The following is a 25311-nucleotide window of genomic DNA, read 5'->3' as shown; positions in this document are numbered from 1 at the left end:
TGGCAGATCGGGGTTATGACAGCGATCACATCCGAAATGTGATCACAAGCCGAGGCGGTACCCCTGTCATAATGGGCAAAGCAAACCGCAAAGTGCCAATCCTCGTCGATACAATAACTTACGCCTTACGAAACCGCGTTGAGCGGTGGTGCGCTTCGCGGCCCTTCGGGTCAACAAACTCAAATGCTCCCGCCGCTTCGCAACACGCTACGATAAAACCGCCGCAAGCTATCTCGGCTTCACTCAAATCATCGCCGCTCGCCTCTGGGTCAAGAGTTTGTCAACGTGACCTAGAATCGGAGCGTCTCCATGAATAAAATCTTCGCCTCCACTGTAATTGCCGTAACAAGTTTAGCGGCCATCCAACCCGCCGACGCGCAAGGCTATAATCAAGGGCGCCCGTCAATTACTTTGTTTACCGGCTTGGACTACAAAGGTCAGTCTGTAACCATTACGTCCGACACCCCGAACTTGCGCGATTTGAACTTCGACGAAGTCAGTAGCAGCCTCGTCGCACGCGGGGAGTGGGAGGTTTGTCTCGATCCCAACTATGGTTCACGATGCCGGACCTATAATAGCTCGATCACCGATCTGCGGTCATTTCGCGGACGCATTTCGTCAATCCGTTATGTTGGACGCGATGGCCAAGCCAACTCTAGACCAGACTATAACGGCGGCTATGGCAATCCACCCCGATACCCGGGACAATCCACACTAGGCCGAGCCACGATCTTCTTTCCGGGCTCGATCAATCTGGGGGGAGCTTCAGCGCGGATGGATGGCAACCAGTTTTGCCGATCACAAGGTTTGAGTGGGGTGGTCTATGCAGGACAGGACCGGAACGGTTACCTTGAAGACGTGTTGTGCCGCCGCTGAGACGATTTTAGCTAAACAATCAGAAAGGTCGCGGTGTTTACAGCGCGGCCCTTTTTTGCCTCTTATACTTCTTTTTATCCACGAGTGCCTTCGACGGAATAGAGCACAGCTATTCGCTGCATCTGGATTTCAAATCATAGCTCTAGATGCTTCTGCGTCTGACAGGGCAACCAATTGCTGCCCTTTTTCGCTTCTCGTGCGCTTAGTCAAACATGAACGGAAGTGAAATGGCCGCCTCACAGGTCGTTCAGATCGCCCCAGTTAGAAGGGTGACATCGCCCCAAGCACTTGGCCTTGGTGCTTTTTCCTGGAGACTTAAGATGAAAAAAGCTCTGTTACTTGCCTTAACCGGCCTTGTCACTCTGGCCAGCGCCCCTGCTGCTGAAGCTCAGCGTTTTGACCGCGGTCGCCCTTCCATCACCTTATACACCGGAACCGACTTCCGCGGCCAAGCCGTAACCATTACCAGCGACGTGCCAGACCTGCGTCAACTCAATTTCGACGAGGCCGCAGGCAGTCTGGTGGCACGCGGGGATTGGCAGGTCTGTCTGGACCCCAACTATGGCAGCCGCTGCCGAACCTATAGCGACTCCATACCCAATTTGGAATCGTTTAAGGGCCGGATTTCATCCATTCGTTATGTCGGCCGTGGGAGCTCCCTTGATCCCCGCCCTGGCGGTGGCTTTGGTCCTCCAGGTGGCGGCTTTGGCAATCCTCCACGTTACACGGGTCAAACAACTACGGGTCGCGCTACAGTGTTCTTCCCTGGTCCCATTGCCCAAGGCCAATTCGGAGGGCGCAATGATGCCAACCAGTTTTGCCGGGACCAAGGTTTGCGCGATGCGGTCTACTCAGGCCAAGATCGCAATGGCAATCTGGAAGACGTTCTCTGCCGCCGCTAATCCCGGTCAGCTCACAACAAAAAAGGCCGCGGTGTTCCCACCGCGGCCTTTCTTTTTGGTTTGTGCGTCAGGCACTTAGAAGTCGAGCGAAACGCGACCGTACACATAACGGCCCGAGAAGCCGAATGGCGAATAACGCGAGAACGCCGATGCGCCCGAGTTATTCAAGGTGGTGAAGGTCGAAGGTGTCAACACCGTGGTGCCTGGCGTCATACGTGGGTAGACGTCGGTTGCGTTTTCAACGCCCAAAGTCAGGCTGACCTTGTCGGTCAGCTTGTAGCGGCCTTCGATGTCGAACAGGACCTCTGGGGTCAGCACGATATCGCGCGCGGCATCGGTGCCGGGCTCAGTCACTTCACCATAATAGGTGGCCTTGAAAGTCGTACCAAACTTGCCAAGGCTCCAATTGGTGTTGAAGGAGGCCTTTTGCTTTGGCTGGCCTTCGGTCAGCGTCAGGGTGTTGATGCGGTTGAACAATTGGGTTGGGGTCAAGCCAATTGCGGTCAAGGCTGGGATGACCGGGGTCTTGTCCAACTTGGTTTCGTTGACGCTCAAGCTACCGGTGAAGTCAAAACGACCAAAGTCTGTGCGCAAGCGATAGCTAGCAACCAGATCAGCGCCCTTGGTGGTGCTGTCCACACCGTTCAAGAAGAAGCGAACGGCGTTGATGCCGACGATGCCATTGGCAGCAAGCAAGGTCGCCACGGCTGGCTGGTTCAGGTTTTCCGACAACACGATGCGGTCGGTCAACTCGATCTGATAGGCATCCAAGGTGAGGTTGAAATCACCAAAGCGCAGAACGCCGCCGAACGAATAGTTCACCGATTCTTCTGGCTTCAAAGCCGTGCCGCCCAAAGCGAGACCAATCCGGTCGGTCGAAGGCACAGTCAGGATTTCCAGAGGCACACCAGCAACCACGTTTGTGGAAGAGGCGGTGAAGAATTGCTGCTGCAAGCTTGGTGCACGGAAGCCGTTAGAGACCGAACCGCGCAGGGCGAAAGATTCGGTAAAGTCATAACGACCCGAAATCTTGCCGCTGACATTGTTGCCAAAGTCAGTGTAGTCTTCGACGCGAACCGCGCCCGAGACCAACAACGCGTCGGTTACATTGACTTCAAGGTCGATATAGCCCCCGATCGCATCGCGCGAACGACCGACTTCGTTAGATGGCTTAAAGCCACCAAAGCCTTGCGAACCAGCCACAAAAGCGCCCTGTTGGAAGTAGGAGCCAGATTCACCAGCGAAAATCTCATAATGATCGCGACGGGCTTCAAGGCCGACTGCAACGTTCAAGTCAGATGCCAAGCCAACATTATAGCCCTTAACGCCCGACAAATTGACGACGGTTTGGGTATTGTTAAAGCCACCGGCATTGAACGAGGTTGGGCTTGCGACGCCCAAAGACCGGTTCAGCGTGTTACGGATTACGAATTCCATTTCGTTGAAGCCGCGGTTCAAGCTCAGATCAACGTCCCAACCATTCCAATTGGTTTCCATGCCCAGAGCAAACGAGCTATCGGTGATGAGCGAGTTGATCTTTGGCAAGAAGCCGTTTGGATAGATTTCGACAACGTTGCGGCTGTCAGCTGGCCAACGGAAGAAGGCTGCAGACGTCGAGTCGCGGCCTTGAACGCTTGCCCAACCATAGAGACGGGTGGTGTCGCTCAACTCGATACTGGCGTTAGCGAACAAAGTTCCTTGGATCAGCTCACCGTCACCATATTGTTGGTTCCAGCGGTTGATGGTGGCTTCACGTGGATCGAGCGCGCCACCTGGCAACAAGTTATAAAGGCGACGGGTGTCATAGCCTTGACGGTTGATCGACTCGCGGTTTTGAATTTCCGCTGCAATGGTCAAAGAACCATTGTCGAACAAGGGCAAACCGACCCAGGCGTTGACCGTCGTGGTGGCACCGTCGTTCGCATCGCGCGACTTGATTGTTTGCCAGCTTGGGTTGGCAACAATGTTGGCTGCGGTGAAGTTAGTGGTGCCGTTTGGCAAAGCAGGTGCCGGATCGGTGGTCACCGTGGTTTGGCGTTGGCCATAAGATACGGTGACATTGCCGCCTTCGCGGCGCTGCTTGAGGCGCAAGTTGATCACGCCCGCGATTGCATCAGAACCATATTGAGCCGACGCGCCATCGCGCAACACTTCAACCGTTTCCAAAATCCCGGTTGGAATGGTGTTCATATCAACTGCAGAAGAACCGCGACCGATCGAGCCATTGATGTTGACCAAGGAAGCGGTGTGCCGGCGCTTGCCATTCACCAAGACCAAGGTTTGGTCAGGAGCCAAGCCGCGCAAGGTTGCTGGACGTACCGAGTCGGTGCCGTCCACAATGGCAGGGCGTGGGAAGTTGAAGCTTGGGAGCGCGGTTGCCAATTGCTGGTTCAATTCTGGCGAACCTTGTTGAGACAATTGGGCAGACGACACGACGTCCACTGGTGCAGCAGTGCTGAGTGCAGAGCGCGCTGCCACACGGGTGCCGGTCACAACAACGACTTCGGCTTCCTTAGTGTCTGGCGCTACTTGCGCAAACGCTGGAGCAGCCAAAGCGGCAGCGCCCATCGCGATGATCATCGCGCGTATAGAAATGTCCATGATTTTTCCTTTAGAGCGGGTACTAACCTCGGAGGCGTATGTGACGTTCGATCTTCGAGGTTTCAAGTCAACCCGTCACACAATCGTGACTTAAGGGGGGGGAATCGCCGCCTTACCTAGCCACATGTTGCACAATGGTCACAATTTTGGATTCACACGGAACTGACTTGCATCCTGCTGCGTGGGGTGGCACGACTATCGTTGCGCCGAGATCACGAAGAATCTTGCACTTTGGGAGACGTCCATGCATCCAGTTCACCATGCGGCACAAACACCAGATAAGGCTGCTGTCATCATGGCAGGCCGTGGCCAAAGCTTAAGTTATGCCACGCTTAATTCTCGCTCGAACCAAGTCGCCCATCTCCTCCGTAGCCATGGGCTGAAAGCCGGGGATACCATTGCCGTCTTGCTCGACAATTGCCCCGACTATTTTGAGATCGCTTGGGGTGCCCAGCGGGCGGGCCTTTATTTCACCTGTCTTTCCACCAAGCTGCAAGTCGATGAGATAGCCTATATCCTTACAGACTCCCACGCCAAGGTCTTATTTGTCGGGGCTAATCTGTTGGCACTGGCGGAAGAAGCATTAGCACATGCTGGCGTGAAACTTCCTGTTCTAGTTATCGGTGGCGAGCCCCAGGGCCATACCGCTTACTCAGACGCGCGAGACGCACAGCCAGAAGGGCCAATTGCCGATGAAAGTGCTGGGGCCGATATGCTCTATTCTTCCGGCACCACCGGTCGGCCAAAGGGTATCAAAATTCCTCTGACCGGTGCACCGATCGACGCACCCAATGCCCTACAAATGATGGCTCAAGCCATTTATGGCATCTCAGCAGATAGCCAGTATCTCTCACCCGCGCCCCTTTATCACGCGGCACCGTTGCGCTGGTGTATGTGCGTCCACAAGATTGGCGGCACCGTTGTGGTGTTGGAGAAGTTTGACCCTGAGACCTATTTGGCCACCGTGGAGCGCCACGCCATTACGGACAGCCAATTAGTACCTACGATGTTTGTGCGCATGCTGAAACTCGATGAAGCGATCCGCAACGCTTATGATTTGTCATCACTCAAAATGGCCGTTCACGCGGCAGCACCCTGCCCGGTCGCCATCAAAGAGCAAATGATGGATTGGTGGGGCCCGATCATCCATGAATATTATGCGGGAACCGAGGGTAATGGCTTCTGCACCATCTCGCCACAGGATTGGCTGCGCAAAAAGGGAAGCGTCGGTAAAGCTTTATTGGGTGAGCTCCGGATTGTTGGTGAAGGTGGCGAGGTTGTGCCAACGGGCGAGTCGGGAACCGTCTATTTCGCCAATGGCCCGCAATTTGAATACCATAATAGCCCGGAAAAAACCGCCGACAGCCGCAATGCTTTGGGATGGTCGACTTTGGGTGATGTTGGCTATGTCGATGAAGAAGGCTTCTTATTCCTGACAGACCGCAAAGCCTTCATGATCATCTCTGGCGGGGTTAATATCTATCCGCAAGAAAGCGAAAATGTGTTGGTGACCCACCCCAAAGTGGCTGATGTTGCCGTGTTCGGGGTACCGAATGAAGAATTTGGCGAAGAAGTCAAAGCCGTGGTTCAGCCGATGGATATGGCCGATGCGGGTCCGGAATTAGAGGCCGAACTCCTCGCCTTCTGTCGCGCCAGCATCAGCCATGTAAAGGCACCACGCTCCATCGACTTTATGGCGGAATTACCTCGATATACGACTGGCAAACTGTACAAGCGGCTGTTGCGCGACCGCTATTGGGCCGGTCGGGAGAGCAAACTTGTCTGAAGGTAAAAACCAAGCACAAAAAGAACTATGGAACACATTTGCGGGGGAGCGTTGGACGAGGCGGCAAGTCGAAATTGATGCCATGCTGCTGCCCTTTACTCAGACCCTGATGGAAGCATCAGGGCTATTGGATAGTGCGCCGCAAATTGTTCTGGATGTGGGCTGTGGCTCTGGCGAAACATCCTTGCTAATGGCAGACCTTGGTCATACGGTAACAGGGGTGGATATCTCGACCTCTTTGCTGGCCCTGGCCCGCAAGCGGGCGGGCGCTCGCAGGAACGTATCGTTTCTAGAGGCTGATGCCTCTGACGCAACCTTTAATGGTCAGTTTGACCTATTGATCTCCCGCTTTGGGGTGATGTTCTTTGACAATCCACAAGCAGCCTTCAACCATTTGGTGCAACAGATAAAGCCCGGCGGGCGGGTCGTGTTTGTCTGTTGGCGACCGCCTAGCGAGAATGAATGGGTGACCATGCCCATGGGGGTTGTGGTCAGTGTAACTGAACCACCCGCCCCGCCGCCACCCGATGCGCCTAGCCCGTTTGCATTTGCCAATCCAGAGCGGGTCACCGCTATTTTGGAAGGGGCAGGCTTAAAAGATGTGAGGTTTACTCCAGTCAATGCGGCCATGCCGATGGGTTCCGACAAGGGTGCCGTCCAGGCCGCAGATTTTATCATGGAAGTTGGCCCTGCCGCCCTTCCCATCGCGCAATTGTCGCCTGAAGGTATCGCGATGGTCCGCGAGAAAATGGAACTGGAAATCCAACCGCGTCTTGAGGATGGCCTCTTGACCCTAGGAGGCGCGATTTGGGTTGTTGAGGCGCGAAAGCCTTAAGGGCGCGCGATTTAAGGCTTATCCCGATACTTATTGGTGATGGGATAGCGCCGGTCGCGGCCAAAGTTGCGCGTGCCAATTTTTACGCCAGGGGGCGCTTGGCGGCGCTTATATTCAGCGACATAGAGCAAATTCTGGATCCGGTGCACCACCGCCGGATCGTGACCACGCGCGATCACATCCTCAATCTCGGCCTCTTCTTCAACAAAGCCATGCAGCATGTCGTCGAGTGCCGGATAGGGCGGCAGACTATCTTGATCGGTCTGGTTCTCGCGCAGCTCAGCTGAGGGGGCTTTGTCGATGATGCGCTGGGGAATGACTTCCCCGGATGCTCCCAAACCAATGTGGCAAATATGGGCATTACGCCAGCGCGACAGGCCATAAACCTCCATCTTATAGAGGTCTTTCAAGGCATTATAGCCGCCACACATATCGCCGTAGAGCGTCGCATAGCCGACTGCCATCTCGCTCTTATTCCCCGTTGTCAAAACCATGTGGCCAAACTTGTTGGATAGCGCCATCAGCAAAACAGCCCGGCTACGGCTCTGGATATTTTCCTCAGCGATCCCAACTTGGGTGCCCTCAAACTGGCCGCTCAGCATGTGAGCGAAAGCGTCCACCGCTGGCTCAATTGAAATGACGTCGTAGGGAATGGCCAAGCGGCGCGCATTGTCTGCAGCATCTTCAAGGCTTTCTTGGCTGGTATAGCGCGACGGCATCATAACACAACGGACCCGGTCCGGTCCTAAGGCATCAGCGGCCACTGCCGCACTCAGTCCAGAATCAATTCCGCCCGAAAGTCCCAAAAGAACGCCGGGAAAGCCATTCTTGGTGACGTAATCCCGTAAGGATAAAACCATGGCGGCATAATCGGCCGCCTCGCCTTCAACCTGGTCAAGTTGTTCCGCAGCAAAACAAACCCAAGCCCCACCTTGTTTTTCCCAATGCACGCTCGATAGGCACTCTTTAAAATTGGGTAGAGATTGGACACACTCCCCGTTTGCATCCAGAGCAAAGCTACCGCCATCAAAGCAGAGCTCATCCTGACCGCCGACTTGATTGACATAGATGAGCGGAAGCCCGGTTTCTGAAACCCGCGCCCGCGCGCTGGCTAAACGCTCTTGCTTTACGGGACGACGATAGGGCGAACCATTGGGCACGATGAGAAGTTCGGCACCTTGTTGCTTTAAGCTCTGCGTCACGCGGTCGAACCAGATGTCCTCACAAATGGGGATTCCGACTTTGATACCCGCAATGCTCACCGGCGCAGGCAACGGCCCAGAGTTAAATACTCGCTTCTCGTCAAACACGGCATAATTGGGCAATTCGTGCTTAAACCGCAGCTCAGCCACACGCCCCTCTGACAGGATAGCCACCGCATTATAAAGGCCATCTGCATCGCGCCAGGGTGTGCCGATGATAACAGACAGCCGCGTCCCAGCCGTTTCGACCGCTAATTCCGCAACAGCCGCCTGACAGTCTTTCACGGCTGCGGGCTTCAGCACCAAGTCTTCTGGCGGATAGCCAATCAAGAACAGCTCAGTGAAAACAAGGATATCTGCATCAAGGCTCAAAGCCTCACGCAGGCTTGCCTTAGCTTTGGCGAGATTGCCCGAGATATCCCCGACAATCGGGTTTAATTGGGCAGAGACGATGTGCAGTTTCTGTTGGGTCTGGCTCATAGGCCTAAACTAACCCGTTACGCGGCTCGGTTCAAAGGTTTGCGCTGAGAATGGTTTCAATCTGCAGGGCAAGGTCCATTGCAGATAGCGCATCTTGATTGGAGACCTCGGCATAGGGGGCGGCGCAGGCGGCCAAAAACTGAGCCAACATTTGGGCGACTGGGTCTGAATCTTGGACCACAAAGGGCTTTGGGTTTGGCCAATTGACCCCGTGAGAAACAACGCCGCGCACAAAGTCGACGCTCATGTGCGATTGCCCTTGGCCTGTGTCCATAGTCCATTGCGTGGTCCGAACACTGGCGGTGCGTGTCGCCCGCAAGCGGGCTTCGCAACCACCTTTGAAGCGGATGCGCGCTTCAGCAGAATCAATTGCAGCACCCCGTCCACCCAGTTTTGTTGCTCGAACTGAAACCGCGCGCGCGCCAAACAAAACGGCCGCGACATAGATATCTTGAATCATCAGGTCCAGAATAACCGACACATCGCTAACATGTTCACGCGGGGGGGCTTCGCGAACGGCCTCAAAACTTCGCAATCCGGCCATCCCAGGTGCGAGGCCGAGAGCGGCGAGCATTGGGCCTTCACGGTGGCCGACTTGTAAGATTAACTGCCTAGCGCGCGCCTCTCCTACCATCTTTTGAGCTTCGTCGCGGGAAGTCGCAATCGGTCGCTCAACAAGCACATGACAGTCATGCGCCAGAGCGTGCAGACTCAAGCGCCCATGCGTGCCCGCGGGCGCTGCGATGATCACTGCATCGGCCTGCTCTAACAAGTTGTCTAGCGGCAAAGGTTCAATCCCAAATCGCGCGCACAAGCCCTCAGAGCGCCGCTCATCGGGTTCATAGAGACCGATCAGGCTTGCCCCCGGCGTCACGCGTAGCGCGGCAGCATGCCGCTCGCCTGCAACACCGGCACCAATGAGTCCTACCTTCAACAAGCGCTTACCGGCCCCTTTACCCATTATTTGGCAACCATCATCGGGCACCTATTTTCGGGCCTGTCGTCCCGGCTTGTCACAGAGATTTCACGTTTCTGTCACAAGCGAGAGGTGCTCAAGCATAAAACGCGGGCGTCCATCAATCGTGCGCCAAAAAAAACTTCAGTAAACCAGCGATTTCCCTCAATCATTTGCAGCAAGCCCCAAAAGCCTTCGTCAAGATGACTTGACCCGCCTCTAAAAAGGCCGTCATTCCCCCTCACAAGCGCACATGCGTGCCAATAACTTACAGGGAGAAGCACATGCCAGCAGTCACATCAAAGGAAGTACGCTTGAAGTCGCGGCCAGAAGGTTCGCCGCTTGCGGAAAACTTCGAGATCGCCAGCGTCGAAATCGCAAGTCCAGCTGCTGGCTTCGTCCAAGTCAAGAACCATTGGATGAGCGTCGACCCCTACATGCGCGGGCGGATGTATGACCGCCCCAGCTATGTGCCACCTTTCCAATTGGGCGAAGCGCTGCAAGGCCACGCCATTGGCGAAGTGATTGAGAGCGGCGATCCTGACTTCCAAGTGGGCGATATCGTTACCCACATGCTGGGCTGGCGAGAATATGTTACCGGGCCCAAAGTTCTGTTCACCAAGATCGACACCCACGGAATTCCATTGCAAGCCTTTTTGGGCGTGATGGGCATGCCCGGCATGACCGCCTATTGTGGTTTCCTCGAAATTGGCGCGCCAAAGCCCGGCGACACCGTGTTTGTTTCCGGAGCTGCTGGGGCTGTAGGCTCGCTCGTCTGCCAGATCGCTAAGATAAAGGGCTGCAAGGTCGTGGCTTCATGCGGCTCGGACGAAAAAGGTGCTTGGCTGAAGTCCGTCGGCGTGGATGAGGTCGTCAATTACAAGAAGGTTCCAAACCTGTTAGACGCAGTTCGCGCCGCCGCACCGCAGGGCATTGATATCTATTTCGACAATGTCGGCGGCGAGCATCTGGAAGTCGCGCTCGAAGTGGCCCGCCCGGGTGCGCGCTTTGCCGAATGCGGCATGATCAGCCAATATAATGCTACGGAGCCCACCCCCGGCCCAAGCAATTTGGTCTACATTGTGGGCAAGAGCCTGAAGATTCAAGGCTTCATCGTGTCCAATTATGCCAGCATGCAAGGCCAGTTCTTGGCGGAAATGGGCGGCTGGATCAAAGACGGTCAAATCAAGTGGGAAGAGACCGTGATGGACGGAATTGATCAGGCTCCAGCTGCCTTCATGGGTCTGTTCAGTGGGGCCAATGCTGGTAAAATGCTAGTCAAACTCGCCTAAGAGGCTGGCCTATGACCGAAAAGCCTAGGCCAGTTCTGCACGCCTGCGCGGACTGGCCTTGCGCATTGTATTTCTTGGGTGACGAACGTCGTCTTGCCCTGTAGAAGCCGCGCTTCAAATTTCGACCCTGAATAGGAAACGTCCCATGAGCCGCCTTTTCGACAATTATGTAATGGTTGACTGGTCGGCTGCGGCCAAGCCTGCAACTGGGGCGGATTCCATCTGGATCGGGACGTTGCGGCGCGATGTGCGTCTGCAATTGCGTTTTGAAGCGCAAAATCCACCGACCCGCAAAGCCGCCCTTGAGGCAATTAGCAGCCTATTGGCCGAGTTTGACAAGCGCGGCGACCGTACCCTGATCGGCTTTGATTTCCCTTTTGGCTATCCGCAAGGAACCTCTGCTGCCCTGAAGTTTGAGGGTGCCCCATGGCTTACCATGCAAGCCTTTCTTTCTAAGGAAATCAAAGACAAACCCGATAATGCCAACAATCGTTTCCAAGTGGCTGCCATGATGAACCGCCTGATTTCAGGTGGGCCATTCCCATTCTGGGGCTGTCCGCCACGCGATGTGCTGACCACACTTCAATCGAAGAAGACCCGCCCACATGGGCCAGGGGATCTGCCGGAGCACCGTTTGGCAGAGCAGGCCGCAAAGGGCGCTAGCCCGATTTGGAAGCTTTACACGGCAGGTTCAGTAGGTTCGCAGGCTTTGATGGGGATCCCGGTTGTTAAGAAGCTGCGCGACGCCCGCGCTGACGCTCGCATTTGGCCCTTTGAAACCGGCTATAAGGCTTTGACGCGAGAAGACCTCGACGGCGTCAAAATTGTGATGGCCGAGATTTATCCATCCATCGTCAAGGCAGTACATGCCAGCGGCGAGGTAAAGGATTTGGCACAAGTTCGCGCGATTGCTGAGCATTTTGCCGCTCTGGACGAAGCTGGAAAACTAGCAGCCGCATTTGGCCCAGCTAAAGGCATGACCGAAGCGCAAATCGAGACGATTGAGCAAGAAGAAGGCTGGATTTTGGGGGTCTAGCTGGGCCAAGCGAGCTTTAGCGTCTTAAGACCCAGCCAATGACTGCGCCACCGACAACCGATGCTCCGGCATACAGGGTCCAGTGCGCGGGCTCGCCTTGATTAAACACGGCGAAAATGGCGATTGGTAACAGCGCAGCTGATGTGCCGAGCAAGCCTAGAAAGGCGGTTGCGCCCGCTGTGCGTAAATGCCGATTGCCAAAAGTGCGCACGATTGCCTCCCATCCTGTGCCGAAACCGTACAGGTGGGTGAAAGACAGCAAGATCGAGTCCAGCGCAAATCCTTCAATCGCTATTTATGGGGATAAGTCCTCACTGGCTTGGGGATTGGCTGCCTTTGCAACTTCGGTCGAATTGATAGGCCCTAGGAGCAAGAGACGAAGCACCAAAATGCCCGCAGAAACGATACTGGCGAGGGCAACCGCTTCAACAAGACCCCGCGCACCGCGTTCAAAATGGATACAAAACAGCCATCCCAAGGGCGACATCACGAGCACGTAGGAGACAAAGTGGCTTATTGTGGGAAACCACGGTTTGCCAAGCGCACGGAGTGCTTGGGCTGCAACCACTTGGATGAAGTCGGGCACCGCCATCAACCACAAAAGGCCAACTAAAACAGCGCCATAGGCGATCAAGCTGGGGTCGGTCGTAAAGGCGCTGGCAATGGGCTTGGCGGCAAGCCACGTCACCACGGAGAATAAGGCAGCATAGACTCCAGACAAGCCAAGGCCAATCCAAGCAATCTTGCGCGCCCCCACCAAATCGCCTGCACCGCGCGCATTTGAGGCGATCACAGCGGTTGCGGACGCAATGCCCATCGCCGGCATAAAGCCGATCGACATGATATTCATCACAATGTTGAACGCGCCGACTTGAACAACGCCAGCCAGACCGGCGATAATCGTGAGGATATTGAAAGAGCCTGCCTCCAAAATCCCACTACCTGCCGCCGAGAGGCCAATGGAGACTTGTTCTTTGGCCTCGCCCGGCGCGGCACGGGTGGTGAAGTCCAAAAATCCAAATTGCTTGGCATCTGGCATATTTAAGAGCCAGATCAGGGCACCCACAGCGAGGAACAATCGCGCACCTAGCGTACTCCAAGCCGCACCGTCTGCCCCTTGTAGCGGCACAAGGTAGGTGGCTAGCGCCAGATTGACCACATTGGCACCTGCCATCAGGGCCAGGGCCACACGTGGTCGTGATAGGGCTTCGAGGGTTTTCGCGCAGGTTAGATAAATGGCATTGGGCAGCAAGCTGAGACCCAAGATAGCCGCACACGATGCCGCCCCTTTTGCCAAATCGGGTTGTTGGCCCAAATGGTTCAAAGCCCACAAAGCGCCAAAGTGCAGCACAATGGCCAAGATGAAACCCATAGCGATGGAGGTCACGATGCCACGCCGCCAAATCAGGCCAATTGCAAGGGGATTGTTCTCGCCATAGCGGCGCGCAGCCAAGACCTGGACGCCCACCAACAGGCCGATAGTCGCCACCAAGGCGGTACCATTCAGGCTCCATGCCAAAGCCAGTTCTGCAAGCTCGTTAGCAGAATGGCGGCCTACCAAAATGGCATCGACCAGGCCCATCAACATGACGAGGACATTCGACCCCGCAACGGGACCAGCTAACAGTAGGAGTTTTTTCAACAGCCCACCTTGCGGCAGAACTGCCGCATCGGGGGCAGAAGTCATGGTTTACCGGCGTCCTGACACCATTTTCGAGCGTGCCCACTGACGGCAATCGTCAGCGACCTCGAAGGCAGAGCGAATCTGCGCTTCACCCGGCATTTGTGGATCGATATGGGTTGCAGCGTCCACGGCTTGCTTAAACGCAATCTCTGCCGCCCCAATCTGGCCAGAACGCAGATAAGCCCAAGCCTCCACTAAGGATGGGGCGATTGGATCACGTGCCAGAAGCGTGAAAAACGGTTCGTCGGTCTCAGCCTTAGAGTAGGCGTCAAACTGGCTTGGCTCGATCTTGCTGCTCATGGGTGCTTCCTGTTCCGTTGATCGACCATAGCAATCCGCCCGAGATAAGAAAGGGGGCGAATGAGGGAGAGATGCGAATTCTTGGCCGAATCCGGCATAGTGTTGCAGCGATGCCCGACATGACCCTTGAAACAGACTATGCCAAACAATTGCGCGTGCCGCTGCATTCGGTGTGCGGGATTGATGAGGCCGGACGCGGGCCCTGGGCGGGCCCCGTTGCCGCTGCAGCCGTGATCCTGAACCCTAATGATCTACCAGAGGGAATTGATGATTCTAAACGTTTGACGCACGCTCAGCGCGAGGCCTTGTATGACGTCATTCGCGATCAAGCTTTGGCAAGTTGCGTTGTGATGATCTCTGCGCAGGAAATTGATTCTACAAATATTCTCAAAGCGACTTTAGAAGGCATGGCTCAAGCGGTTCAGGGATTAGCCTGTGCACCCAGTCTCGGGCTGATCGATGGCAATCGCGCACCGACGCTTCCATGCCCCAGCTTTTGTGTGATCGGCGGCGATCGTCTCTCTCTGTCCATTGCAGCCGCTTCCATTCTGGCCAAGGTCGCGCGCGATCGGCTTATGGCCGAGGCGGATGATCTATATCCCGGCTATGGCTTCGCCCAGCATAAGGGCTATGGCACAAAAGCCCATCAGCAAGCCTTAGAACGGTTGGGCCCCTGCCCGATCCATAGGCTGAGTTACAAGCCGGTCGCGAAAGTCCTTCAGGGCCTGCAACATTAAACTTCTGCAACATTGCAACCACTGCAGACGGAACTGCGACACGAAAGACGTTTCTTATCTCGACGGGAACAAACCTATGGAGATGTGAAATGAAACCTATTCAAAGCTTGTTCGCTGCTGCCGCAGCGCTCGTCCTCTTGTCCGGTGCCCCTGCTACTGCCAAGGATCGCGACAATAATCCCCCCGGTCGAGCTGGTGGCCCCGGTACCAATTGGGAAAACCCACCAGGTGCCCGTGGTGGCCCCGGCGCTTCACCTGATCGCATTTACCGCCACAAAGGGACACGCTACACCTTCGCGCCTCATCATCACGGCTATTACTACAATGCCCATTTCGGCTATTGGCACCCGACATTTGGGTTCTGGAACCAAAAATCGCGCTGCTGGCTCGACAACGACAATAATCCACCAGGTCCAGTTGGCGGACGCGGCACCAATTGGGAAAACCCACCGGGCATCCGCGGTGGCGCAGGTGCATCACCCAATCGTTATCGCAGCTGCCGCTAGGTTTGGAGCGGGTCCTTACAAAGGCCCGTTACCAAGGATCGCCTAAGCCCTGAGGAGGTCTAACACGTGCCGCCCTCTGACACCCCCCTTCAGAGGGCGGCCAACGTGGAAAAAAGATTTTACTGCAGGATTGCAGAAAAAAAGAATCACTGACTCAATTTGTGAATCCTTTTTTAACCCTAATAGATTCAATTGCCCCTAATACTCAAAGGGGCAAAGAATGTCAGCAAATTATGAAAACCGCATTTTGATTGGCGATTGCATCGAGCTCATGAACAGCCTGCCTGAAGGCTCTGTCGATATGATTTTTGCAGACCCCCCTTACAATCTTCAACTGGGTGGCGATCTGACCCGTCCCGACAATTCTAAAGTTGCTGGCGTCGATGACGACTGGGATAAGTTTGCTGACTTCGCAACTTATGACGCCTTTACCAAGGCTTGGTTGGCCGCGGCGCGACGCTGCCTATCCGACACCGGCACGATCTGGGTGATCGGTTCTTACCATAACATCTTCCGCGTCGGCGCGGCTTTGCAGGACCAAGGCTTCTGGATCTTGAACGACGTCATCTGGCGCAAGACCAATCCAATGCCAAACTTCAAAGGCACGCGCTTCCAAAACGCTCATGAGACCATGATCTGGGCAACCAAATCCGCCAACCAGAAGCGTTACACCTTTAATTATGATGCGCTGAAGGTCCTCAATGACGACCTGCAAATGCGTTCTGACTGGTCCATCCCCATTTGCTCAGGGCATGAGCGCTTGAAGGATGTGACTGGCAAGAAAGTGCACCCGACACAAAAACCAGAAGCTCTGCTGCATCGCATCATGATGGCTGCCAGCAAGCCAGGCGATCTGATCTTGGACCCCTTCTTCGGCTCGGGCACCACCGGAGCGGTGGCTAGAGCCTTAGGACGCCGCTGGATCGGCTTAGAGCGTGATGCTGGCTATGCCTTGGCCGCTGAGCAACGCATTTCGCGGGTTGAGCCCGGCCATCTCGACGACCTCGCCGTCATGAAGTCAAAAAAGGACGAGGTACGCGTACCCTTTGGCACCATTGTGGAACAGGGCCTCTTGCGGGCTGGTGATGCGATTTACTCGCCGCGCGGCGATGTCGCCGCCCGCGTGCGCGCCGATGGGTCGATCATGGCGGGTGAGATGGTAGGCTCCATCCATCGGGTGGGTGCACAGGTTCAACACGCACCTGCTTGCAATGGCTGGACCTATTGGCATCTGCGCACCGATTCCGGCCTCGTTCCAATTGACACGTTGCGGCGTGAGATGCGCGCTCGCATGGCGGCCTAGAAGCTAAAAATCGCAACGGGCCGGCGAGAAATCGGCCCGTTTGCATGCAATTTCCCAATCATCTTTAGCCCAATAATAACCTCAGGGTCGTATACGAAGGGTAATGAACCTGCGTATTGTACTCCCTCGTGCTTTCAATTTGACAGCCAGCCTGACGGTTGCGGTTGCTGCGTTTCTTGCACCGATTGCACTTCTGCTTATCTTGTTTCTGCAAGAACAGCAGAAAGCTATCGACTTTGCGCAAAAAGAAATTCGTGGCGTTGAAATGGCCAAGGCCATCAATAAGGCCGACATCAGCCTGGGCCAAGCGATGTTTCAGTCCGAAACCAGTGGCGCGCTAACCTCTCAGCTTTTTACCTCTATGTCAGACCTCAAGCGGGCTCAAAGCCGCTATGGCCAAACATTTTCCACCGAGGCCACAGTTGAGCAAGTTTCAGAAGATTTACTCGAAATTGCAGCCAGTGGCAAAGCTGAGATCGGCGCAGTGAACTCTAGTCGTTCAAAATTACGGACGCTGACCAGTCAAGTTGGGGACGCGTCCAATTTGATCTTGGATCCAGAACTCGATTCCTATTATCTCATGGACCTGCTGATTGTTCGCTTTCCGGAGACACAAGCGATCCTAGACGCCAAAGCCGCAGCGATGGGCTATTTCCGGAGTGAAGATAAGTCAAATGTCACGACGGATGGCAATGAGCTTCTGCGCCTAAGTGGCGGCTATCGCGTGGCGATCAGCCAACTTCAAGACTCAGCTTCGTCCAGCTTACGCCATTCGCGTCGCGCAGAGCGACTTGGGATTTTCCAGCATGAATTTGCTGAAGGTATTCGCGCGCTAGATCGCCTCGAAGTCTATACGCGCCGCCTATCGGGTGGGACAGAGAGCTTTGACCCGAAAGTGGCCGCCTCCCTTGACTGGCAGGCGCGCAAGCAATTTCATGACGTCAGCCTGATTGTTGCGAACGAGCTTACTAGTCTTTTGGAAGATCGGATTGAGCGCCTAGAGACGGCGCGAAACCAATCGCTCTTCGCAACATCTTTTCTGTTTGTGATAGCATTGGTCTTTGTGTTCGCTTTTTTACGCTTACGCGTCACGAAGCCTTTGACACTTCTGACCCAAGTCGCCGAGCGCTTTGTAGGCGGTGACCTGAGCGAAGAAACACCGCTTCAGGAACGGGCCGATGAAGTAGGTGCCTTATCGCGCGCCTTCGAGCGTTTGCGCATTGATGCAGCGGGGCGGCTTGAGGCCGAGGCAGAACGAGCAAGTGCGGTTGCGGCCAATAAGGCGAAGTCCGCATTCTTGGCCATTATGAGCCATGAATTGCGCACGCCGCTCAACGCTGTGATCGGCTATGCTGAACTCCTTGAAGAAGACCTGCAAGTTACAAACCAGTCCCAAAGCCGTGCCGATGCAGAACGGATTAAGGCCGCAGGCAAGCATTTGCTGGGTGTTATCAACCAGATCTTAGATTTGTCGAAGATTGAAGCAGGTTCCATGGAGACCGAGGTGATACCTTATTCACCGACGGTTATTCTGCAAGAAATCGCCGATACCATACGCCCGACTCTTGAGGCCAATGGCAATGTGCTCGCCATCCAATCTGAACCGATCACAAACGCCCTCGGTGACCCAATGCGTTTGCGGCAATGCCTCTATAATCTTGCCTCCAACGCAGCGAAATTTACGAGCAATGGAGTTGTCACGCTTGAGTTGAAGCAGCGGGGAGATCATTTCCTGTTCCAAGTCAAAGACACTGGAATCGGGATGACGGCTGAGCAAGTGACGCGCATCTTTGAACCGTTTGTGCAGGCAGATGATTCAACGACACGGAAATTTGGTGGCACAGGCCTTGGGCTGGCTATCACGCGCAAGCTTGCTCGATTGATGGGTGGAGATGTGACGGTTAGCAGCGAGCCCGATGTCGGCTCGATGTTTGAATTGACTATCTTGCAATATGACGAAGCGCACCGTGTCCCTGAACCAGTTTTTGAGCAAAAAAGTTAAGCAAAAGCGTCGTTCATTGGCTGCTTAGGGATTGCTCGCCAAATCGAGGGCGCGTTGACCCGAGGCGATTATCTTCTGCATCAGACTGGGAAGAGCCGCCGTCGCCAAAGCCCCCAAGGCTAAATGATGATAGCCGTCCAAGCTTTTTATGTTGGCGGTGTAAATAGTGAAAACGCGCATCCGAAGCTCGAAATGGGTGAAGACGTGGCGAACAACTTCACCCTCAATCCACGTGGCTTCTGGATCCATTTCCGAAGTCACCATTTCAGTCTTCTTATAAGGCGTATCGCGCCAAGCTAAGTTTGGCACCTCCAACATGCCACCCAACAGGCCTTCATTCGGCCTGCGCCGAACCAAAACACCGTTAGGATCGAGGTAAACAAAGGCGACTCCAAAACGAACGAGCTTAGCCTTTTTGGCTTGCTTCTTAGGATAGTCGGCAGCAGATCCGTTCGCATAAGCGGCACAACTTCCAGACCACGGACAAAGCCCACACGCATGGTTGCGTGGCGTACAAATTGTCGCACCCAGATCCATTATCGCTTGGGCGAAATCACCGGGCCTATGGGGATCCTCGAACTTAGACGCCGCGTCGCGAAAAATAGGTTTGGCTGCAGGCAAAGCCGCTTCAATCAACCATAGGCGTGACAAAACCCGCTCAACATTTCCGTCCACAGGCACATGGGGCAAGTCAAAGGCGATGGCCGCTACCGCTGCGGCCGTATAGGGGCCAATGCCCTTGATCGCGAGTAGGCCCGTCAGAGAGGCTGGAAATCCTCCCATTGCTGCAGCCGCTTTTGCCCCTGCATGCAGATTGCGAGCCCGGGCATAATAGCCAAGCCCCGCCCACAGGCCCAAAACATCGTCCAAAGGCGCAGCGGCCAAGTCTTCCAGTTTTGGATAGCGCGCCAAAAAGGCAGCAAAATAGGGCTTAACCGTAACAACACCGGTTTGCTGCAACATGATTTCCGATAGCCACACATGATAAGGGTCCGGGCGTCGCCCTGCTTGGCCCTCAGCCGGTGGCACGCGCCACGGCAGTTGACGTGCATGCGCGTCATACCAAGCCAGCAATTGGTGTCGCAGGACGGCAATCATATCAGGCGGCGGTTTATCCATGACCCGTCCCTAACTGCTTCGCGCCTCAAATACATCAGGGCCTCGCAGAGTGGCATTGAATAGGGTAAGTATCCCTAATGCCCGATCAACCTTTGCCGGATCACGACGACCACAGCTTTGACCCGAACTTAGAGGTTGCAGCAGCGGCATGGCTGTCGCAACGGCGCGGTAAACCCGTTTGGGCCGGGCCACCGCCAGTAGCGCGCCTCATCGCGAATTTGGTCCCACAGGATCAACGCAAAGCGGGCATGACCGCACGAGAGCTACAAACCCGTTGGGCCGAGATTGTGGGTGACAAGATTGCAACCATTTGTCAGCCAGATCAGATTAAAGGCGAAACACTGGTTCTAAAGGTCGTTGCCGCAGCAGCCCCCCTGCTTTCGATGCGATCAACCGAAATTATCGGACTAGTTCGTCTCGCTGGGGCCAGCAAAATCAAGAAGTTGTCCTTGGTTCGTGCGCCACTCAAACAAGCAGTGAAAGCACCAGCCACAGCGACTAAACGAAAATTGAACGCCACTGAGCAGCGAAAACTGGATGAACAGCTTGAACAGGTGACACAACCAAGCTTGAAAGCAGCCTTGACTCGGCTGGCCGAAGCCACCGCAACTATCGACTAAGTGATGACCTTGCCCGATAAGGGCTCTTAGGATGACAAAGCGGCCTCGCCTCCAAACGATGCAGGCGCAAGAGGAGTGACCAGATGTCTATACAATACCGCACTTTTGGTTTTGCAGCCAAATTCGCCGTCGTTGCCGCAGCTTTGGCTTTGAGCGCCTGTAGCCCATCGGCTGGCGGCAAGTCTGGGGGTGCGCCAAGCAGCGCGCTGGAGAACGCCACAGATTTTCCCATGGGCTCTAAGGATGCCAAAGTGGTGATGATTGAATATGCTTCAATCACATGCCCACATTGCGCCAATTTCCATACTAACGTTCTACCATCGATCAAAGAAAAGTACATCACGCCCGGAAAAGTGCGTTATGTGTTCCGCGAATTCCCAACCTTGCCGGTTGAACTGGCAACTGCTGGCCATTTGTTGGCGCGGTGTGCAGGCGGTGAAAAGCGCGACCAAGTCATAGACGCTTTGATGCGCGGGCAAACGGATTTAGTCACACAAGCCCAAGGCCCATCGGGCGCCAAACAAGCGCTTTTGAATGTTGCGGTTTCGGTTGGTATGAATGAGTCCCAGTTTGACGCCTGTATGGCCAATCAGGATCTGCTCAAAGTCTTGGTGGAAGTGCAAGAAGGCGGCGTCAAAGCAGGCGTACAGGGCACCCCAGCCATCTTCATCAATGGTGAAAGCTTCGAAGCACCAGGCGGTCGCGAAATGACTGCCGATGATGTCAGCAAAGCACTCGACGCGGCACTGGCTAAGGCGAAGTAAGGTCATACGCCGTTGCACCAACGCCGCCCGTTGCAGGACTGTCGTCGCGCCATAAACTGGCAGGCACGGGCGGCTGCTTGCCTAATCGCAGGGCTCGCCGCTTTGGCGGTGCCAAGCGATGGGGCGGTGGCTAAGGAAAAGCCGAAAACATCAGCGGCAAAAGCACAAGCACCTGCTGCTCCGCCACCTGTGGCGGATTGGCCATTAGGATCAGAACGCGCGCAGGTTACGCTGCTTGAATATGGCAGCCTCACCTGTTCGCATTGCGCAGACTTCAATAATCAAGTCTTGCCTAGGATAAAGGCGACTTATGTCGACACAGGGCGCGTACGCTATGTGTTTCGCGCCTTTCCAACCCCACCCATGGGGCTTTCTTATCCGCTGCATAGCTTAGCCCGGTGTGCGGGGCCTAAGGCTTATCATCGTGTCGTGGATGCTTTCTTCCAACAGCAAAAGGTCATCTTTGACGCCGCCCAGCAAGGTACGGGCGCGAAAAATGCGGTCTATTCGATCTTTACCGAAGCAAGCGGCATGAATGCAGCCCAAGCAGATGTGTGCTTGCGCACCCAATCCCATGCTGATGCCGTCAATCAGCAATCCGTGAAGGGGGCGGAGATGGGGGTTCAGGGCACCCCCACGATCTTCATTCAAACCGCCAAGGGCGCTACGCTTCTGGCTCCGCCCTATGATGTCGAAGGCGTAAGCCGGGCTTTAGATGCCGCCCTTGCCGCCCTGCCGCCAAAACCCGCTGCGAAGCCAGCTAAAGCCAAAGCGCCAACAAAGGTCAAACCCAAGGCCAAAAAGCCATGAGGGTAACCGATCTACGCGTGGTCGGGTTTAAGTCCTTTGTGGACCCGGTGCATCTAAAGATCGAGCCGGGCCTGACTGGCATTGTTGGGCCTAATGGCTGTGGCAAATCCAATATTCTTGAATCCCTGCGGTGGGTGATGGGGGCAACGTCGGCCCGCGCCCTGCGTGGCGGCGAAATGGATGATGTGATCTTTGCGGGCACCGATAAGCGCCCTGCCCGCGATATTGCCGAGGTGGTTATCAGCCTAGATAATCGCGAAGGCCGCGCCCCTGCCCCATTTGATCAAGATCCGGTGCTGGAAGTTTCGCGCAAGATCCGTCGGGCTGCTGGCTCTAGCTTCAAGATCAATGGCAAAGAAGTTCGCGCCCGCGACGTGCAGCTTCTGTTTGCCGATGCGTCTACGGGAGCGAATTCCCCTGCTTTGGTTCGGCAAAACCAAGTCAGTGAATTGATCAATGCTAAGCCTGAAAACCGGCGGCGGATTCTGGAAGAGGCGGCAGGCATTTCCGGTCTTTATACCCGCCGTCATGAAGCTGAACTGAAACTGCGCGGCGCGCAAACAAACCTTGAGCGGCTCGACGATGTCATCCAAGCGATGCAGGACCAATTGAATGGTCTGCGTCGCCAAGCCCGCCAAGCGACAAAGTATCGTGCAGTCGCTGAGGAAATCCGCACGCTGGAAACCTTCCTATTCGCGCAGCGCTACAACGAAGCCCAATCCGCCCTAACTCTGGCGCAGGAAAACCAGCGCAAAGCCGAACAAGAACTGGCAGACGCCACCTTGGCTGCCAATAAGGCCGCTGCGGCAGCAGAGAACTCAGACGAAAGTTTGGGCAGTCTTCGCGAAGAACAGGCAGTAGCCGAAGCCCTCCTACGCCGACTTGAGGGTCAACGCATCGCGTGCGAGCGCGATTTGCAAAGTGCGCGGGATGCCTTGCAGGCCGCTGAAGGCGACCTTGTTCGCATTCGCAACGATAAAGCCCGCGAACAAACCCTGTTTGAAGATGCCAACCAGAATCTCCAACAGGTCACAGAAGCTCTGGCAAACATACCTGACCGCAGCGCTTTGGATGGCGAGATCGAACTAGCAAAGGCCGCGACTGCGCAGGCGAATGAGATACGCGAGGCTGCTGAGGCTACTTTGACCGCGGCCATTTCGCAGCGCGCTGCCGCTGTCGCTGAACGCAATGCACAGACGCGCGCTTTTGAAGATGCCAAGGGACAACTCCGCCGTCGACAAGAAGCCGTTGCGCGTATTGAGGCTGAGGTGGCGAGGCTGCGCCAAGCCCTGCCGAACGACGATGTTTTGATCATTGCGCGCAAAGAAGCCGAAGCTATTTCAGAGGCTGCAAATGCAGCCGCAGAGCGCGCAGATCAGAGCGAGAAAGAAGCGGAAGAAGCAGCCAGCCACGAGACAGAGGCGCGCGAAGCTGCCCGCCAAGCACAGAACCAGCTCGACCGACTAACATCGGAACTTAAAGCCTTAGAGGCCATGACCAAAAAGCCAGTCGCAGGCTCTTGGGCCAAGGTTCTCGACACCATTCGCCCCCAAGCGGGTTATGAGCGCGCCGTAGCAGCTGCCTTTGGCGATGAATTACAAGCAGCCCTTGATGCGAACGCGCCAGCCGCTTGGACGGGTCAAGAGGTGCGCGGCTTTGAATGGCCTGAAGGGGTCACCGCCCTGACTGCCTTTATCACGCAAGTGCCACCACAGCTCGAGGCGCGGCTGGCGGGAATTGGCCTGGTTGATAGCCGCCAGTTTGATCGTCTAGCAGACTTGCCGACCGGTGGACGACTTGTGACTTTGGAAGGTGACATGCGGCGCTGGGACGGGTTTGTCCGACGCAAGGATGCCGTTTCCTCAGCCGCTGTAGAGCTTGAACAACGAACCCGGCTTGAAGCCCTGCGGGGCCAAGTCCCAGCGGCGCAAGAAACCGCGCAAGGCTTTGCTAAAGCTGCTGCCGAAGCACGTGCGAAGGCGGATCAAAAACGAGCCCAAGCCCGCCACGCGCGCGCAGAAGCCCCCCGCGCTTTTGCAGCCGTTGCCGGGGCACGAGACCGCATTGCCCGCCTAGAGGCAGATTTTGCGCGGGCCAGAGCCAGCTTTGAACAGGCCGAAGTCAGCGCCGCTGCTGCCTTAGAAGAACAAAACCAAGCGAGCTTACTGGTCGATGTGGCCACTGATTTGCTGGCCGCGCTGCCGCCAGAAGAAGACACGAGCCACTTGAATGAGGTGCAAGGCCAAGCGCAAAGCGCGCGGGCCGGGGCTAATCAAGCCCAAGCAGGCTTGAACCAAATCCTATCCCGCGCCCAAGCTCGCGATAGCCAAGAAGCCAATTTGAAGCGTGATTTGGCTTCGTGGCAGACGCGTTTGAAAGCTGCCGAAGCGCGTCTTTCTGAGTTGGACCAAGAAAGCGCCAAAGCGATGACGCGCAAACAAGCCGCCACAGATGCGCCGATCGAAATTGAAAAGCGCCAGCGCGAGCTATTGTCCCATGTGCCAGCCGCTCAAGCCCGTAAAGCCAAAGCCGATGATACTCTGAGCCAGACTGAAGCCACCATCCGAAGCCTGCGCGACCAAGACCGCTTGGCCAGCCAAACCCTCTCAACAGCGCGAGAGACCCGCGCTGCCGCGACAATTCGCACGGAATCTGCCACAGATCGGCTGCAGGAATTAAGCGATGAGATTAAGCGCGCCCTCCAATTAGACCCCGCAGATTGCGAGCGCCGCGCGCGCGCGGCTATGGGCGAAGCCTTTGACCAGACCACGATCCACGCGACCGAACAAAGACTGGCCAAACTTCTCTATGATCGAGAAGCTATCGGTGGCGTCAATTTGCGGGCGGATGAAGAAGTAGCCGAACAAGAAGCCCGTTTAGACGCCCTGGTTGCCGATAAGGACGATCTGACCTCGGCCATTGCCAAGCTGCGCGGCGGCGTCGACCAGATCAATGAAGAGGGCAAGGAACGCCTGATAGCAGCTTTTGATACCGTGCATGGCCACTTCCGGGTCCTGTTCGAGGCCCTGTTTGACGGCGGCACGGCTGAATTGCGCTTAACCGAGAGCGATGATCCGTTGGGCGGTGGTTTGGAAGTTTATGCCTGCCCGCCCGGAAAAAAACTGCAAAGCCTGACCCTGATGAGTGGTGGGGAACAAGCCCTTACGGCGTCAGCTTTGATCTTTGCAGTCTTTTTATCAAATCCATCGCCCATCTGCGTGCTGGACGAAGTTGACGCGCCCTTAGACGATTCAAACGTTGATCGGTACTGCCGCTTGTTGAATGAAATGCGTCAGCGGACGGAAACCCGCTTTATTGTTATTACCCATCATCCCATCACCATGGCCCGTATGGATCGCCTGTTTGGCGTCACCATGGCCGAGCGCGGCGTGTCTCAATTGGTAAGCGTGGATCTGAGTCGCGCAGAGGCCTTGATCTCCGCCGAATAGGCTAAGCCCGATCGAATGACTTTGCCCAAAATTTTTGCCAATCGATTGCACA

21 protein-coding genes and 1 pseudogene are annotated in these 25311 nt (G+C 55.6%); 15 read left to right on the top strand and 7 right to left on the bottom strand.

The features are described 5' to 3' along the window. The 3 genes and pseudogenes from ACIQ20_RS01840 to ACIQ20_RS01830 form a co-directional block, all read left to right on the top strand. A pseudogene (locus tag ACIQ20_RS01840) lies at positions 1-289 on the top strand (IS5/IS1182 family transposase); the annotation flags it as partial. Positions 290-309: 20 nt separating this feature from the next. Next, positions 310-876, top strand: coding sequence for a beta/gamma crystallin-related protein (locus tag ACIQ20_RS01835; RefSeq protein ID WP_395776850.1), 567 nt, complete (start codon positions 310-312; stop codon positions 874-876). A gap of 320 nt (positions 877-1196) precedes the next feature. Continuing rightward, positions 1197-1778 (top strand): beta/gamma crystallin-related protein, encoded by a 582-nt coding sequence (locus tag ACIQ20_RS01830; protein WP_395776848.1) that lies wholly within the window; start codon positions 1197-1199, stop codon positions 1776-1778. A 75-nt stretch (positions 1779-1853) separates the two neighbouring features. On the opposite strand, the gene ACIQ20_RS01825 is transcribed toward ACIQ20_RS01830, so the two are convergent. Further along, the gene (locus ACIQ20_RS01825; protein WP_395776846.1) at positions 1854-4379 is read right to left on the bottom strand and encodes a TonB-dependent receptor plug domain-containing protein; all 2526 of its coding nucleotides are present in this window, start codon (positions 4377-4379) and stop codon (positions 1854-1856) included. Between the two features lie 244 nt (positions 4380-4623). Between ACIQ20_RS01825 and ACIQ20_RS01820 the strand changes: the two genes are divergently transcribed. Both ACIQ20_RS01820 and ACIQ20_RS01815 read left to right on the top strand, forming a co-directional pair. After that, positions 4624-6165 carry an acyl-CoA synthetase gene (locus ACIQ20_RS01820; protein ID WP_395776844.1) on the top strand — a complete coding sequence of 514 codons (1542 nt, stop codon included), beginning with the start codon at positions 4624-4626 and terminating at the stop codon, positions 6163-6165. Continuing rightward, on the top strand, positions 6158-7000 hold the full coding sequence (locus ACIQ20_RS01815) for a class I SAM-dependent methyltransferase (protein ID WP_395776842.1): 843 nt from the start codon (positions 6158-6160) through the stop codon (positions 6998-7000). Before ACIQ20_RS01820 ends, ACIQ20_RS01815 begins: the two co-directional genes overlap by 8 nt. An 11-nt stretch (positions 7001-7011) precedes the next feature. Here ACIQ20_RS01815 and ACIQ20_RS01810 read toward each other — a convergent pair whose 3' ends face one another. Both ACIQ20_RS01810 and ACIQ20_RS01805 read right to left on the bottom strand, forming a co-directional pair. After that, positions 7012-8682, bottom strand: a complete 1671-nt coding sequence (locus ACIQ20_RS01810) for an NAD+ synthase (protein WP_395776840.1) — start codon at positions 8680-8682, stop codon at positions 7012-7014. A 31-nt stretch (positions 8683-8713) separates the two neighbouring features. Beyond that, entirely contained in the window at positions 8714-9643 is a 930-nt protein-coding gene (locus ACIQ20_RS01805) for a Gfo/Idh/MocA family protein (RefSeq protein WP_395776838.1), read from the bottom strand. 278 nt (positions 9644-9921) lie between these two features. Between ACIQ20_RS01805 and ACIQ20_RS01800 the strand changes: the two genes are divergently transcribed. Both ACIQ20_RS01800 and ACIQ20_RS01795 read left to right on the top strand, forming a co-directional pair. Further along, complete coding sequence (locus ACIQ20_RS01800; RefSeq protein ID WP_395776836.1) at positions 9922-10929, top strand: NADP-dependent oxidoreductase; 1008 nt, start codon at positions 9922-9924, stop codon at positions 10927-10929. A 145-nt stretch (positions 10930-11074) separates the two neighbouring features. Then, the gene (locus ACIQ20_RS01795) at positions 11075-11965 is read left to right on the top strand and encodes a cobalamin biosynthesis protein CbiG (RefSeq protein WP_395776834.1); all 891 of its coding nucleotides are present in this window, start codon (positions 11075-11077) and stop codon (positions 11963-11965) included. Positions 11966-11981: 16 nt separating this feature from the next. Here the strand turns inward: ACIQ20_RS01795 and ACIQ20_RS01790 are convergent, their stop codons facing one another. The 3 genes from ACIQ20_RS01790 to ACIQ20_RS01780 form a co-directional block, all read right to left on the bottom strand. After that, a complete protein-coding gene (locus ACIQ20_RS01790) occupies positions 11982-12176 on the bottom strand; it encodes a hypothetical protein (protein WP_395776832.1) in 195 nt (64 codons plus the stop codon). 84 nt (positions 12177-12260) lie between these two features. Continuing rightward, complete coding sequence (locus ACIQ20_RS01785; RefSeq protein WP_395776830.1) at positions 12261-13652, bottom strand: MATE family efflux transporter; 1392 nt, start codon at positions 13650-13652, stop codon at positions 12261-12263. Between the two features lie 3 nt (positions 13653-13655). Next, on the bottom strand, positions 13656-13949 hold the full coding sequence (locus tag ACIQ20_RS01780) for a hypothetical protein (RefSeq protein WP_313587206.1): 294 nt from the start codon (positions 13947-13949) through the stop codon (positions 13656-13658). Between the two features lie 110 nt (positions 13950-14059). On the opposite strand from ACIQ20_RS01780, the gene ACIQ20_RS01775 reads away from it, so the two are divergent. From ACIQ20_RS01775 to ACIQ20_RS01760, 4 genes are all read left to right on the top strand, one after another. Further along, on the top strand, positions 14060-14686 hold the full coding sequence (locus ACIQ20_RS01775; protein ID WP_395776854.1) for a ribonuclease HII: 627 nt from the start codon (positions 14060-14062) through the stop codon (positions 14684-14686). An 89-nt stretch (positions 14687-14775) separates the two neighbouring features. Further along, positions 14776-15192 (top strand): hypothetical protein, encoded by a 417-nt coding sequence (locus ACIQ20_RS01770; RefSeq protein ID WP_395776828.1) that lies wholly within the window; start codon positions 14776-14778, stop codon positions 15190-15192. A 220-nt stretch (positions 15193-15412) separates the two neighbouring features. Beyond that, positions 15413-16495, top strand: a complete 1083-nt coding sequence (locus tag ACIQ20_RS01765) for a site-specific DNA-methyltransferase (protein WP_395776826.1) — start codon at positions 15413-15415, stop codon at positions 16493-16495. A gap of 103 nt (positions 16496-16598) precedes the next feature. Continuing rightward, on the top strand, positions 16599-18497 hold the full coding sequence (locus ACIQ20_RS01760) for an ATP-binding protein (RefSeq protein ID WP_395776824.1): 1899 nt from the start codon (positions 16599-16601) through the stop codon (positions 18495-18497). A 24-nt stretch (positions 18498-18521) separates the two neighbouring features. Here ACIQ20_RS01760 and ACIQ20_RS01755 read toward each other — a convergent pair whose 3' ends face one another. Next, on the bottom strand, positions 18522-19616 hold the full coding sequence (locus ACIQ20_RS01755; RefSeq protein ID WP_395776822.1) for an A/G-specific adenine glycosylase: 1095 nt from the start codon (positions 19614-19616) through the stop codon (positions 18522-18524). Positions 19617-19693: 77 nt separating this feature from the next. Here ACIQ20_RS01755 and ACIQ20_RS01750 point away from each other — a divergent pair, with 77 nt between their 5' ends. The 4 genes from ACIQ20_RS01750 (at position 19694) to smc (ending at position 25259) form a co-directional block, all read left to right on the top strand. Beyond that, positions 19694-20236: a DciA family protein gene (locus ACIQ20_RS01750; protein ID WP_395776820.1), complete on the top strand. Its 543-nt coding sequence runs from the start codon at positions 19694-19696 to the stop codon at positions 20234-20236. Positions 20237-20319: 83 nt separating this feature from the next. Beyond that, a complete protein-coding gene (locus ACIQ20_RS01745) occupies positions 20320-21000 on the top strand; it encodes a DsbA family protein (protein ID WP_395776818.1) in 681 nt (226 codons plus the stop codon). A 12-nt stretch (positions 21001-21012) separates the two neighbouring features. Beyond that, on the top strand, positions 21013-21810 hold the full coding sequence (locus ACIQ20_RS01740; RefSeq protein ID WP_395776816.1) for a thioredoxin domain-containing protein: 798 nt from the start codon (positions 21013-21015) through the stop codon (positions 21808-21810). Further along, on the top strand, positions 21807-25259 hold the full coding sequence (gene smc, locus ACIQ20_RS01735; RefSeq protein ID WP_395776814.1) for a chromosome segregation protein SMC: 3453 nt from the start codon (positions 21807-21809) through the stop codon (positions 25257-25259). The genes ACIQ20_RS01740 and smc overlap by 4 nt, the downstream gene beginning before the upstream one ends. The last annotated feature ends 52 nt before the right edge of the window (positions 25260-25311 follow it).

Origin of the sequence: Aquidulcibacter sp., from assembly GCF_044346625.1 — a bacterium.
Taxonomy (GTDB): Bacteria; Pseudomonadota; Alphaproteobacteria; order Caulobacterales; family Aquidulcibacteraceae; genus Aquidulcibacter.
This window is presented reverse-complemented; position numbering and strand designations above follow the sequence as displayed.